This window comes from Streptomyces crystallinus, assembly GCF_039521265.1.
GTDB lineage: Bacteria > Actinomycetota > Actinomycetes > Streptomycetales > Streptomycetaceae > Streptomyces > Streptomyces crystallinus.
Genome location: NZ_BAAACA010000066.1, coordinates 63,243 through 77,486, shown reverse-complemented (window position 1 = coordinate 77,486; position 14,244 = coordinate 63,243). Strand labels below are relative to the sequence as shown.

At 76.2% G+C, this 14,244-nt stretch carries 5 protein-coding genes; all 5 read left to right on the top strand.

All coding sequences use genetic code 11. The annotated features are described in order from the left end of the window. Nucleotides 1-385: 385 nt before the first annotated feature. From ABD236_RS33845 to ABD236_RS33825, 5 genes are read left to right on the top strand one after another with little or no spacing between them, the layout of a single operon-like run. Nucleotides 386-7,282, top strand: a complete 6,897-nt coding sequence (locus ABD236_RS33845) for an SDR family oxidoreductase (protein ID WP_344081215.1) — start codon at nucleotides 386-388, stop codon at nucleotides 7,280-7,282. 1 nt (nucleotide 7,283) lies between these two features. After that, nucleotides 7,284-11,807, top strand: a complete 4,524-nt coding sequence (locus tag ABD236_RS33840) for a beta-ketoacyl synthase N-terminal-like domain-containing protein (RefSeq protein ID WP_344081212.1) — start codon at nucleotides 7,284-7,286, stop codon at nucleotides 11,805-11,807. Further along, nucleotides 11,804-12,178, top strand: coding sequence for an acyl carrier protein (locus tag ABD236_RS33835; RefSeq protein ID WP_425544013.1), 375 nt, complete (start codon nucleotides 11,804-11,806; stop codon nucleotides 12,176-12,178). Before ABD236_RS33840 ends, ABD236_RS33835 begins: the two co-directional genes overlap by 4 nt. Continuing rightward, entirely contained in the window at nucleotides 12,172-13,038 is an 867-nt protein-coding gene (locus ABD236_RS33830) for an alpha/beta fold hydrolase (RefSeq protein ID WP_344081209.1), read from the top strand. Before ABD236_RS33835 ends, ABD236_RS33830 begins: the two co-directional genes overlap by 7 nt. After that, nucleotides 13,035-14,222 (top strand): glycosyltransferase, encoded by a 1,188-nt coding sequence (locus ABD236_RS33825; RefSeq protein WP_344081206.1) that lies wholly within the window; start codon nucleotides 13,035-13,037, stop codon nucleotides 14,220-14,222. The genes ABD236_RS33830 and ABD236_RS33825 overlap by 4 nt, the downstream gene beginning before the upstream one ends. The last annotated feature ends 22 nt before the right edge of the window (nucleotides 14,223-14,244 follow it).

Here is a 14,244-nt window from a genome sequence, read left to right as displayed (position 1 = left end):
TCCAGCGGTGGGCGCGGTGGCTCGCACGCGATTGCAATATGACGGCATGTCAGATATGACGGAACGTCAGAGAAGGTGGGAGCCGATGGTGGAGCCGGGACGGCCGAGGACGGCGGGGCGGGGCGCGAGGCGCCCTGGCAGCCGCTCCCGGTGCTCGGTAAGGTCGGCTCCCCACCGCAAGTCCCGGCACCCCTCAGCGTTCCGGCACCAGCGCAAGTCCCCGTATCAGCGCACTTCACGGCAGTGGTACGAGCTCCAACGGCGGCCCGGCGCCGCCGGACGGCCCACCCCCCGGCCGTCCGGCGTGCCCGCCACGCCCGAGCCCGCGGCGCTCACCGCTGCCGTCACCCCCCTCGCAGCACCACCGGTCTGATTCGGAGTGTTCATGACGCCCGTAGCGCCGAACCCTGAACTTGTCATCGGAGTGAGCCCGTTAGGGCTGCCCGACCCGCGTCCGGTCGCCGCGGTCCGCCGGGGCGGCGGACTGGGAGTGCTGGATCTGGGGGCGGGCGACCGCCGCGCCAGAGAGGCGCTCGCGCCCGTACGGCGCTGGACGGCGGGCGCGTTCGCCGTACGGGTCGGACCGTCCTGCGCGCTGAGCCCCGAGGAGGTGGCCGAGGAGTGCGGCGGCGGCCTGCCGCCCGTGGTGCTGCTCGCCGCCGACGCCGAGTGGAAGATCGCTCAACTGGCCGAGGAGACCCGCGTGCTGGCGGAGGTCGGCGACCGGGACGAGGCGCGCCGGGCCGTGGCGGACGGCGCGTACGGGCTCGTGGCGCGCGGCAGCGAGTGCGGCGGCCGCGGCGGCGAACTGAGTACCTTCGTCCTCCTCCAGGCGCTGCTCGCCGACCCGGCGTACGACGTGCCCGTGTGGGCGTGCGGCGGCATCGGACCCCGTACCGCGGCGGCGGCCGTGGTCGGCGGCGCTGCCGGGGTCGTCCTCGACACCCAGCTGGCGCTGCTCGCGGAGTCCGGGGTCACGGACGAGGCGGCGGCCGCCCTGCGCGCGATGGACGGGTCCGAGACGGGCGTCGTCGACGGGGTGCGGGCGCTGCGGAACCCGCGGACGGGTCTTCAGCTCCCCGTCGGCCAGGACGGCTTCCTCGCCGCCCGGTTCGCCGAGCGCTGGGGCACGGTGGCCGATGCCGTACGCGGGGTGCGCGAGGCCGTCCTGGCCGCCGTGGACGACCCGGCCGTGGCCCGGACCCCGGCGGCGGGCTCGCCGATGGCGCGGGCGCTCGGCACCCGGCTGCCGGTCGTGCAGGGGCCGATGACCCGGGTCAGCGACCGGGCCGGGTTCGCGGCGGCGGTGGCCCGCGAAGGCGCGCTGCCGATGCTCGCGCTCGCCCTCTCCGACGGCGAGCAGAGCCGCGCCCTCCTCGAACGTACCCGCGACGAGCTGGGCGAACGGCCTTGGGGCGTGGGCATCCTCGGCTTCACCGACAGCCGGCTCCGAGCCGAGCAGCTGGCCGCCGTACGGGCGGTCCGGCCCACGCACGCCGTCATCGCCGGCGGCCGCCCCTCCCAGGCCGCCGACCTCGAAGCGGCCGGCATCGCGACGTTCCTGCATGTGCCGTCGGCCACGCTGCTCAGCCAATTCATTGACATGGGCATGCATAGATTTGTCTTCGAGGGCGCCGAGTGCGGCGGCCATGTGGGGCCGCGCAACAGCTTTCCGCTCTGGGAGGCCCAACTCGCCGTGCTCGAGGAGTACCTGGCGCGGGCGCCCGCCGCCGCGCGCGACTTCCAGGTGCTGCTCGCCGGCGGCATCCATGACGAGCGCTCCTCGGCCATGGCCGCCGCGCTTGCCGCCCCGCTCGCGGCACGCGGAGTCGCCGTCGGCGTCCTGATGGGCACCGCCTATCTGTTCACGGCCGAGGCCGTCGACCGCGGCGCGATCCAGCCGGTCTTCCAGCGCCAGGTGATCGCCGCCGAAGCCACCGCACTCCTGGAGAGCGCCCCGGGCCACGCCACCCGCTGTGTCGCCAGCCCCTACACCGCCGACTACGCCGCCGCCCGCGCACGGCTGCGCGCCGACGGCACCCCCGACCGCCAGGCCTGGGAGGAGCTGGAGCGGCTGAACATCGGGCGGCTGCGGATCGCCAGCAAGGGCGTGGAGCGCGCGGGCGGCGAGCTGCGCCCGGTCTCCGAGCGGCGCCAGCTCGACGCCGGGATGTTCATGGCGGGCGAGGTGGCCGTACTGCGCTCGGCGGCCACCACCGTGGGCGCGCTGCACGACGCCGTGAGCCGGGGGGCCGCCGCCTTCGCCGAGCGGCGGACGGCCGAGCTGCGCCAAGCCCTCGGCGCGGCCGAGGACACCGCGGCGCAGCCCCTCGCGCAGCCGCTCGACATCGCTGTCGTCGGCATGGCCTGCATGTTCCCCAAGGCCCCCGACCTCGCGACCTACTGGGCGAACGTCGTCGGCGGCGTCGACGCGGTCACCGAGGTCCCCGCCGAGCGCTGGGACCCGGAGGTCTACCACGACCCCACGGGCGAGCGCCCCGGGACGACCGTGTCGCGGTGGGGAGGCTTCCTGCCGCCGATCCCCTTCGACCCGTTCGCCTACGGGATCCCGCCCGCCTCGCTCGGCAGCGTCGAACCCGTACAGCTCCTCGCCCTGGAAGCCGCGCGGCGGGCCCTGGACGACGCCGGGTACGGCGAACGGCCCTTCGACCGCTCCCGTACGTCCGTGGTCTTCGGCGCGGAGTCCGGCAGCGACCTGTCCGGCGCCACCACCCTGCGCACGGTCCTGCCCGCCTATCTGGGCGAGATACCGCCCGCCGTCGAGGAGCAGCTGCCCAAGCTCACCGAGGACTCCTTCCCCGGCATGCTCGCCAACGTCATCGCGGGCCGGATCGCCAACCGCCTCGACCTCGGCGGCGCCAACTACACGGTCGACGCGGCCTGCGCCTCCTCGCTCGCCGCCCTCGACGTCGCCTGCAAGGAACTCGCCTCCGGCACCAGCGAGATGGTGCTGTGCGGCGGCGCCGACCTGCACAACGGGATCAACGACTACCTGCTCTTCTCCTCCGTCCGCGCGCTCTCCCCGAGCGGCCGCTCCCGTACCTTCGACGCCCGTGCCGACGGCACCGTGCTCGGCGAGGGCGTGGCCTGTGTCGCCCTGAAGCGCCTGGCCGACGCCGAGCGGGCCGGCGACCGTGTGTACGCCGTGGTCAAGGGCGTCGGCAGCGCCAGCGACGGCCGCTCCCTCGGGCTCACCGCGCCCCGGCCCGAGGGCCAGCGGGCCGCGCTGGAGCGGGCCTACCGGGCGGCCGGGATCTCGCCCGCCCGGGTCGGTCTGGTCGAGGCGCACGGCACCGGAACCGTCGTCGGCGACCGCACCGAACTGGCCACGCTGACCGAGGTGTTCACCGAGGCGGGCGCGGCGCCCGGCGGCTGCGCCCTCGGCTCCGTCAAGTCCCAGCTGGGCCACACCAAGTGCGCGGCGGGCCTGGCCGGACTGATCAAGGCGGCACTGGCCCTGCACACCGGGATCACCCCGCCGACCCTCCACCTCCAGGAGCCGAACGCGGCCTGGGACCCCGCCACCAGCCCCTTCGCCTTCCACTCCGAGGCACGGCCGTGGGCCGCCCCCGCCGACGAACGCATCGCGGGGGTCAGCGCGTTCGGCTTCGGCGGCACCAACTTCCACGCGGTGCTTGCCGCCCACGCCGAGGGCGCGCCCCCGGCCCAGGGGTACGAGCAGTGGCCCGCCGAGCTCTTCCTCCTCCGGGGCGCGGACACGGCGGCGGCCGGGCGGGAGGCGCGGTGGCTGCTGGGCGAACTGGGAGAACCGGGTGAGCCGGGTGAACCGGGCGGTTCGGCCGGCCCGGGCGCGGGCCTGCGGCTGCGCGACGCTGCGCTGCTGGCGGCCCGACGCGCCGCGACCCGGCCGGGCCCGGTGCGGATCGCGGTGGTGGCGGAGAGCGTGGACGAACTGCGCGGGCTGCTGCGGAAGGCGGCGGCCGGCGAGAAGGGGCGCGGGCTCCATCTGGCCGACGACGCGGGGGGCCTGGCCGGCGGCGCGTTGCCTGACACGGACGGGGTGGGCGACCTGACCGGCGGCACCCGGCCCGACACGGACAGGCTGCCCGACCTGGACGACCGTTCCGGGGGCGGCCCGAAGGTCGCCTTCCTCTTCCCCGGGCAGGGCAGTCAGCGGCCCGGCATGCTCGCCGAGCTCCTCGTGGCCTTCCCGGAGGCCGCGCACCTGGTGCGGCAGGGCGGGGCGTACGCCAGTGCCCTCTACCCGCCGAAGGCCTTCGACCCGGCAGTGGCCGACCGCCAGCAGGAGGCGCTGAAGGACACCAGAATGGCCCAACCGGCCCTGGGGATAGCCGGACTGACGGTCTCCCGCATTCTGGAAGCGGTCGGCGTACGACCCGACATGGCGGGCGGGCACTCCTACGGGGAGCTGGTCGCCCTGACGGCCGCCGGAGCCCTGACCCCGGACGCGCTGCTCGACCTCAGCGCCCGCCGGGCCGAGTCCATCCTGGGCTCGCTCGGGGAGGACCCCGGTGCCATGGCGGCGGTCCAGGCGGCCCCCGCCGACGTCGAGCGCGTCCTCGCCGAAGCCGGGCTGGCCGGCCGGGTCGTGGCCGCCAACCGCAACGGCCCCCGGCAGACCGTCGTCTCCGGCCCCACCGCCCTGGTGGACGAGGCGATGGACCACCTCCGGGGCGCCGGACACGGCGTGCGGCGCATCCCGGTCGCCTGCGCCTTCCACAGCCCGCTGGTCGCGGGCGCGGGCGAACGGTTCGCCACGGTCCTGGCCCGGCACCAGGTCAGGGCGCCGGAGTTCCCGGTCTGGGCCAACCGGACGGCCGCCGTCTATCCGGCCGGGCCCGACGGCGTACGCGCCGAACTCGCCGCGCAGATCGGCTCCCCGGTGCGCTTCGCCGAGCAGGTCGAGGCGATGTACGCGGCGGGCGCGCGGGTCTTCGTCGAAGCGGGCCCGGGGACGGTGCTGACGGGCCTCGTCGGCCAGATCCTGGGCGAGCGGCCGCATCTGGCGGTCGCCTGCGAACCCCGCCCCGGCGCCGGGCTGCGCGGCCTCCTCGACGCGCTGGCGCGGCTCGCGGTAGCGGGCGTGCCGGTGCGTGCCGGGCGGCTCCTCCAGGGCCGGGGCGCGCTGACCGAGCGGCCGGAGCCGCCCGGCTGGACCGTGGACGGCCACCTCGTACGCACCCGATCCGGCGAACTGCTGCCCGGAGCCCTGCGACCGGCCCGACGGGTCACTCTGGAGACGAGCACGGTGACACGCGACGACGACTCCCGGCACGAGCTCATCGCCGACTACCTGCGCACCACCCGCGAGCTGGTCGCGGCCCAACGGGACGTCCTGCTCACCCACTTGGGCGCCACCGGGGCCCCCGTGCCCCCGCCGCCGGTCCCGGTTCGTACGGACGCCGTCGCGCGGCCCGTGGCCGTGGCCGAGGAAGCGGCGCCCGCCGAGGCCCCGCGACCCGTCGTGGTGGACCTCGGGCAGGCCGTGCTCACCGTCATCAGCGAGCGCACCGGCTACCCGGCCGACATGATCGAGCCCGATCTGGACCTCGAAGCGGACCTGAGCATCGACTCCATCAAACGCACCGAGATCGTGGGCGAGCTGGCCCGCCGTCTCGCGGGGACGCGCACGTTCGACGACGCCGAGATGGAGGAGCTGTCCCGGGCCCGGACGGTGGCCGCGATCACGGCGTGGATCACCGGGCACGAGGGGTCCCGGGAGCCGGACGAGACCGCCGCCGTGCCCGCCACGACGTCTGAGGCCACCCCCACTGCGACCGAGCCCGTCCACGGCGTCGCCCCCCGGCGCTTCCTCCTCGCGGAGACCGCCCTCGCGCTCCCGCCCATCCCGCCCGGCCCCTCCCTCCACGGCAGGCGCTTCGCCCTGCTCGGCGGAGGGCAGACCGGCGAGGAGCTGGCGGCCCTGCTGGCGGACCGGGGCGCCGAGGTCGTCGCGTACGACATGCACCGGCGCCTCGATCCGGCCGACGGGCCCCTCGACGGGGTCTTCCACCTGGGAGCCGTCCTCCCGGCCGCCGCCGTCTCCGACGGCGGACCCCCGCTGCTCCCCGGGGCCTTCGAGGTCTTCCGCGCCGCCCTGCGCCTCGGGCCCCGGTGGCTCATCTGCGGCAGGACCGCGCCCGGCCTCGGCGAGGACCCGGGGGCGGGGCTGCACGGGCTGTTCCGGACGATCGGGCGGGAGTACGAGGACGTCACCGCCCGTGTCGTCGACCTCGACCCGGCCGCCACGGCGGCGCGGCGGGCGGAGTTCCTGCTGGCCGAGCTGTACGCCGAGGACCGCGCCCCCGTCGTCGGGCGCACCGACGCCGGCCGGTACGGGTACGCGCTGGCGGAGCGCGGCCTCGGCGGACTCGCCCGGACCGGCGCGGGGCCCGCCGGGGACGGGGCCGCCGAAGCGGCCGCGCTCGGGCTGGACCGGGACTCCGTCGTCGTGCTCGCCGGAGGCGCGCGCGGGATCACCGCCGACGTCGCCCTGACCCTCGCGGCGGCCTCGCACTGCCGGGTCGAGCTCCTCGGCAGGACCCCGCTCCCCGCCGGGCCCGAGGATCCGGAGCAAGCCCGCGCCGCCGACGCCGCCGCGCTGCGGGCCCTGCTCGCCGCGCGCGGCGAGCAGGCTCCCGGCGCGATCGAGCGCGAGGTGAGAGGCATCCTGGCGGGCCGCGAAGTCGCCCGCACCCTGGACCGGTTGGGGCGCCTGGGCAGCCCCGCCGCGTACCGCGTCGCCGACATGTGCGACGGCGCGGCCGTGGCCCAGGCCGTCAAGGAGATCCAGGCCGAGCACGGGCGCATCGACATGGTGGTGTACGCGGCCGGGGTGATCGAGGACCGGCTCATCGAGGAGAAGGACCCGGAGTCGTTCCGGCGGGTGTACGCGACGAAGGCGGACGGCGCCCGCGCGCTGCTCGACGCCGCCTCCCAGCTCCCGCACGGCCCCCGGACGGCCGTGCTGTTCGGCAGCGTCTCCGCCGTGCTCGGCAACCGGGGCCAGAGCGACTACGCCGCCGCCAACGACGCGCTCGCGGGCCTCGGCGCGCGCTGGGCGCGGCGCACCGGCCGGCGGGCGCTCACCGTGCACTGGGGGCCGTGGGCGCCGTCGGCGGAGCACGGCGGCATGGTCACCCCGCACCTCGCCCGCGAGTACGCGCGGCGCGGGGTGGACCTCATCGACCGCGAGGAGGGGGCGCTCGCCCTGCTGCGCGAGCTGGCCTGGGGCGACGAGTCGGCCACGTCCGTCGTCTACACGGCATCGGGCTGGTGACATGGCCGACGAGAAGCCGACCGAGTCGTACACGAAGGGAAGCCGGCTCCCGGTCGCCATCGTCGGGATGGCCGTCCTGCTTCCTGGCGCCGGGGACCTGGACGCGTACTGGCGCAACCTCGTCGACGGGGTGGACGCCGTACGGGAGGTGCCCGAGGGACGCTGGGACCCGGTCTACTACCGGCCCGGCGACCCGGGCGGCGCCGCCGACCGGATCTACTGCCGGCGCGGCGGCTTCGTCGACGGCCTCGCCGAGGTCGACGCCGCCCGCTTCGGCATCATGCCCAGCTCGGTCGCGGGCACCGAGCCGGACCAGCTCATCGCGCTCTCGGTCGCGGCCCGGGCGATCGCGGACGCGGGCGGTGAGGACCGGCTGCCCGACCGCGGCCGGGTCGGGGTGGTCCTCGGCCGGGGCGGCTACCTCAACCCGGGGCTCGTCCGGCTCGACCAACGGGTGCGCACCGCGCACCAGTTGACGCGCACCCTGTCCGAGCTGCTCCCGCACCTCGCCCCCGACCAGCTCGACCGGGTGCGATCGGCCTTCACCGACACACTGGGACCCGAGCACCCGGAGTCCGCGATCGGGCTCGTGCCCAACCTGGCCGCGTCCCGCGTCGCCAACCGCCTCGACCTGCGCGGCCCGGCCTACACGGTGGACGCGGCCTGCGCGTCCTCGCTGATCGCGGTCGACCAGGCGGTGGGCGAACTGGCCTCGGGCCGTTGCGACCTGATGCTCGCGGGCGGCGTCCACCACTGCCACGACATCACCCTGTGGAGCGTGTTCGCCCAGCTGCGCGCCCTCTCGCCGAGCCAGCGCAGCCGCCCCTTCCACGCGGCGGCCGACGGCATCCTCATCGGCGAGGGCACGGGCGTCGTGGTCCTCAAGCGGCTGGCGGACGCCGAGCGCGACGGCGACCGGGTGTACGCGGTGATCCGTGGCACCGGAGTCGCGGGCGACGGCCGCGCGGCCGGGCTGATGAACCCCGACCCGGGCGGCCAGACCCGCGCGGTCCGCCAGGCCTGGCACGCGGCCGGCCTCGACCCGCGCGCACCCGGCTCCCTCGGCCTCCTGGAGGCCCACGGCACCGGCACCCCGGCGGGCGACGCGGCCGAACTGGCCACACTGGCCGAAGTGTTCGGGCCGGGCGCGGACGGCGGGGCCGCCCCCGTCATCGGCTCGGTGAAGTCGATGATCGGGCACTGTATGCCCGCGGCGGGCGTCGCCGGACTGGTGAAGGCGGCCCTCGCCGTGCACCACGCCACGCTGCTGCCCACCCTGCACTGCGAGGACCCGCACCCCGCCCTCGCCCGCACCCGGTTCCGCCCGGTGTCCGTCGCCCGCCCCTGGGAGGGGCCGCTGCGCCGGGCCGCCGTCAACGCCTTCGGGTTCGGCGGCATCAACGCCCATGTGGTCCTGGAACAGACGCCGACAGCCGCGCCCGCCCCGCGCCGGGCGGCCGTGCGGGAGCCGGAGGCGGTGCTGCGCCTGACGGCCGACACGGCCGAGGACATGGCCCGCCTCCTGGACACGGACGACACGACGGTACGGGAGCGGGGCGGCTGCTCGTACGGACGGGAGGAGCCCGCCGCGTACGGCTGGGATGTGCCTGCCGCACGCCTCGGCATCGTCGACCCGACCGCCAAACGGCTGGCACTCTCCCGGCGCGCCGTGGCCCAGGGCCGCCCGTGGCGCGGCCGCGGCGATGTGTGGTTCGCTCCGCGCCCGCTGCTCGGGGCGGCGGGCGGCGGCAAGGTGGCGTTCGTCTTCCCCGGCCTGGAGGCCGAGTTCGCGCCCCGGGTGGAGGAGGTCGCCGAGCACTACGGGCTGCGGCTGCCCGGCCGCTCGTACACGGAAGCCACCGACGTCGCCCGGCACGGGCTCGGCGTGCTGCGCGTCGGCCGCCTCCTCGACCAGGCCCTGCGAGCGCTGGGCGTCCGGCCCGACGGGGTGGCCGGGCACAGCGTGGGGGAGTGGGCCGCGATGATCGCCGGCGGTGTGTTCGCGGCCGACAAGGCGGACGCGTTCTTCGCCGCCGTCGACCCCGACTCGCTGCGGGTGCCGGGCCTGGTGTTCGCGGCGATCGGCGCCCCGGCGGCCCGGGTGAGCGAGGCGCTCGCCGACTGGCCCGGCCTCGTCCTCTCGCACGACAACTCGCCCGGCCAGTCCATGGTGTGCGGCCCGGAGCGGCCGGTCGAGGAGTTCGCCGCGAAACTGCGCGCGGAGCGGGTGATCTGCCAGGTGCTGCCGTTCCGCTCCGGCTTCCACACCCCGATGCTCGCCCCGTATCTGGGTCCCCTGCGGCGCGGTGTGGACGCGGCGGAGATCCTTGCGCCGCAGATCCCGGTCTGGTCCGGCACCACGGCGGCCCCGTTCCCGGCCGACCCCGACGAGGTCCGGGCGCTGTTCGTCCGCCACCTTCTGGAGCCGGTGCGGTTCCGGCCGCTGGTGGACGCCCTGTACGCGGCGGGCTTCCGCGCCTTCGTCCAGGTGGGCACCGGCCGGCTGGCGTCGCTGATCGACGACACCCTCAAGAACCGCGACCACCTCACCCTCTCGGCCAACTCGCCCCAACGCAGCGGGCTGGCGCAGCTGCTGCGGGTGGAGACGGGGATGTGGGCGGAGGGGTATGTGCTGTCGCCCGCCGGGCAGGGGCCGAAGGGGCGCGCACTGCCGCCCGTCCGACCGGTGAAGTCCCGCGCCTCCGCCGCCTCCGCAGAGGGGTCACGCGCCTCCGCCGCCCCCGTCCCCCTCGACCTGAGTGCCGCTCTGGTCCCCCTCGACCCCCACCGCCTGGACGAGTTACGTGCCGGGCTGCGCCCTCGTACCGGAGGGGTACCCGAACGTCCGCGTACCGCAGGCGCGTTGGGTGACGAGGTCACCCGCCGCCACCCCGTCGCCGCCGAGCTCGACGCGCTGCTGCGGGAGACGGCGGACAGCGTCACGGCCGTACTGGAGGCCGCGAGCGCGCCGGTCGCCGCCCCGCCCGCCGAGCACCGCACCCGGCTCCGCGTCTCCACCGCCGACATGCCCTATCTGCTCGACCACTGCTTCTTCCCGCAGCGGCCCGGCTGGCCCGATACCGCCGACCGGCACCCCGTCGTCCCCGCCACCACCGTCCTGCACCATCTGATGGCCGCCGCCGAACAGGCCGCGCCCGGACAGCGGGCCGTCGCCGTGCACGACGTACGGCTGGAGAAGTGGGTCAACGCCATCCCGGCGGTGGACGTGACGGTCACCGCCCGGCCGCAGGGGCACGGCCGTTGGGCGGTCGCGTTCGGGCCGTACGCCCGCGCGACCGTCCAGCTCGCCCCCCACTACCCCGGCCCCGGGCCCGTACCACCGCTCGACGCGGCCGACGAGCGCCCGCCCGAGATCGCGGCGGCCCAGCTGTACGAGGACCGGTGGATGTTCCACGGCCCCGCGTTCCAGGGGGTCACCGCGCTGCGGGGGATCGGGCCCGGCCATGTCCGGGGCACCATCAGCACGCCCGCCGCGCCCGGCGCGCTCCTCGACAACGTGGGCCAGCTCCTCGGCTACTGGCTGATGTCGACCCGCCCCACCAGAACCGTGATCTTCCCCGTCGCCCTGGCGGCGGCCCGCTTCTTCGGGCCGCCCCCGTCCACCGGCGCCCCCGTCGACTGCCACGCCGTCATCACCTCGCTCACCGAGGACACCCTGCTCGCCGACGTCCGGCTCACCCTGCCCGACGGGACGGTGTGGGCGGAGCTGAACGGCTGGCGCGACCGCCGGTTCTCCGGGCTCGACGCGCGCAGGTCCGGTGGCTACCCGGAGCGTCTGGCCCTCGCCGAGACCCGGCCCGGCGGCTGGTGTCTGCTGCGGGACGCCTGGCCCGACCTCGCCTCGCGCGACCTGCTGATGCGCATGCAACTGGGCCGGGCCGAACGGGAGGCGTACGAGACGAAGCCGCCGCGCGGCCGGCGCCCCTGGCTGCTCGGCCGGATCGCCGCGAAGGACGCCGTGCGCGGCTGGCTCTGGGAGCACGGCGAAGGCGCGGTGTTCCCGGCCGAGATCGAGATCGTCAACGAGGAGTCGGGGCGGCCCCGGGCCGTGGGAAAGCACGGCCGCACCCTGCCGGCACTCCACCTCTCCCTCGCCCACCGGGGCGACCTGGCGGTCGCGCTCGTCCGCCCGGCCGGGCCGGACCCGTCCGCGTACGGCGTCGGCATCGACGTCGAGGAGATCGCGGACCGCGCCCCCGAGACCCTCCGGGTCGCCCTCGGCGCCCGCGAACTCGACCTCCTCCAGCGCCTCGTCGCCGAAACCGGCGAGTCCGAGGCCTTGTGGTTCACCCGGTTCTGGACGGCCAAGGAGGCCGTCGCCAAGGCGGCGGGCACCGGGCTCGGCGGGCGGCCGCACGCCTTCGAGGTGACCGAGGCGGCCCCCGACTCCCTCACCGTCACCGTCGACGGCCGCCGCCACCTCGTCCATTGCGCCCTCGTCACCGACACCCACGTCGTGGCCTGGACCACGTCCGCGCCGTCCCCCAAGGAGAGTGCCCCGTGACCACCAGCGAACGGCCGCCCGGCCCCGCCCCGCTCGACGAGGAGACCGACCCGGAACGGCGGGCGGCCCTGGAGGAGACCGTCCTCGCCGAGATCGCCCAGCTCATCGTGACCGTGCTCGGCGACTACGCCCCCGACCCCGCCGACATCCGCCCCGACACCCTGTTCGGGGACGACCTGGAGCTGGAGAGCATCGACCTCGTCATGCTCTCCGGGCATCTGGAGGAGTGGTACGGCGAGCGGGTCAACTTCGCGGAGTTCGTCGCCGGTCTGGAGATCGACGAGATCATCGCGCTCACCGTGGGCCGGCTCGTCACGCATGTGGTGCGCTGTCTGGGCGAGGCCCCCGGACCGGGAGCCGCCCGATGGTGATGATCCGCGCCAACGGGCTCGGGCTGCACGTCCAGCGGCTCGCCCCCCGGGGGCGGCGGCCGCAGGGCACGGCCGTGTTCGTCCACGGCGCCTTCATCGACAGCCTCGCCAGCTACTACTTCACCCTCGGCCCCCTCTTCGCCGCCGCCGGATACGAGGCCGTCATGTACGACCTGCGCGGGCACGGCCGCAGCGAACGGCCGCCGCGCGGCTACACCCTGGAGGACTTCACCGCCGATCTGGACGCCCTGCTCGACGAGTTGAAGATCGACGGGCCGGTCCACCTGGTCGGCAACTCCTTCGGCGGCACGGTCGCGCTCGACTACGTCGTGCACCGGCCCGAGCGCGTCGCCACCGTCACCGTGATCGAGTCCGGGCCCGCCAGCCGGACCTGGTCGCACACCATGGCGGCGGCGCTGCGGCACGCCGGGGAGATGTCCGAGGACGACGCGCTGCTGTGGTTCACCGAGCAGTACGGCACGCTCTCCTCGACCCGGACCGGCGACGCCCGCCACGACGCCCATATCCGCAGGCTCGGCCAGGCGGCGGGGCGGCTGGTGCGCTCCACCACCATCGCCGAGGACATCCCCGGCGGCCGGGTCCTCACCGACGAGCAGCTCGGCCGGGTGCGCTGCCCGGTGCTGCTGATCAACGGCCAGGAGGGACTGGTGGCCGCCGAGGCCGCCCGGCTGCGGTCGCTGCTGCCGCGCTGCCGGGTCGCGGTGGTGCCGGGGCAGAAGCACTCCGTCCTGGTCGAGGCGTCCGAGGCGGTCGGCGAGCTGGCGCTGAGCTGGATCCGCGACCACACGGCCGCGCTTCCCGCCGCCTCCGGGCCGGGCGAGCCGGACCCGGTCCGGTGAGCCGCTTCCTGTTCGTGGTGCCGCCGCTGACCGGCCACATCAACCCGGCCGCCGCCGTCGCCGCCGAGCTGGCCGCCCGGGGCCACGAGGTGGCCTGGGCGGGCCGCCCGGAGGCCGTGGAGCGGCTGGTGGGGGAGCGGCCGCTGGTGTACGAGTGCGCCGGGCCCGACGGCATCGGCGGACGGCCGCCCGAGCTGCGCGGGGCCGCTGCCCTGAAGTTCCTCTGGGGGCGGTTCCTCGGCCCGCTCGCCGAGGCGATGGCGCCCGGGGTGGAGGCGGCGATCGGCGCGTTCGGGCCGGACGTGGTGGTGGCCGACCAGCAGACCGTGGCGGGCGCGCTGGTGGCGGAGCGCCTCGGGGTGCCCTTCGCGACCTCGTCCACCACCTCGGCCGAACTCACCGACAGCATGGCCGGGATGCCCGGCGTGCACAGCTGGCTCACCGGGCTGCTCGGGGAGCTGAGAGCGCGCGTCGGTGACCCGGCCGCCACGTACGACCCGCGCTTCTCCCCGCTGCTCACCCTCGCCTTCACCACCCCCGAGCTGACCGGCCCGTACACCGCACCGGACACGGAGCTGCGGTTCGTCGGACCGGCGCTGGCCGCCCGGCGCTTGGACACCGGGGACTTCCCCTGGCAGTGGCTGGACCTGGCACCGGGGACACCGGCGGTCCTGGTCACGCTGGGCACGGCCAACACCGACGCGGGCGGCCGCTTCCTCGCCGAGAGCGTCGCGGCGGTGCGCGCCCGCGCCGGGCGGCTGCGGGCGGTGGTCTGCGACCCGGGCGGGCTGCTCGGGGCGGTGCCACCGGGACCCGACGTGCTGGTACGGGCCGGGCTGCCGCAAGTCGCCCTGCTGGAGCGGATGTCGGCGGTGCTCTGCCACGCGGGGCACAACACCGTCACCGAGGCGCTGTGGCACGGGGTGCCGCTGGTGGTCGCCCCGATCCGGGACGACCAGCCGGTCGTGGCGGCCCAGGTGGTGGCGGCCGGGGCCGGGGTGCGGGTGAAGTTCGCGCGGGCCGGACGCGAGCAGATCGGCGCGGCCCTGGACGCGGTGGTGACCCTGCCCGGCCACCGGGCCGCGGCCCGGCGCGTGCGGGACGCCTTCCGCGCCGCGGGCGGCGAGTCGGCCGCCGCCACCCACCTCGAAAAGCTCGCCGCCGCCACCGGACACCCCCGATAGAGCCCCCACAGAGAGGGACGCC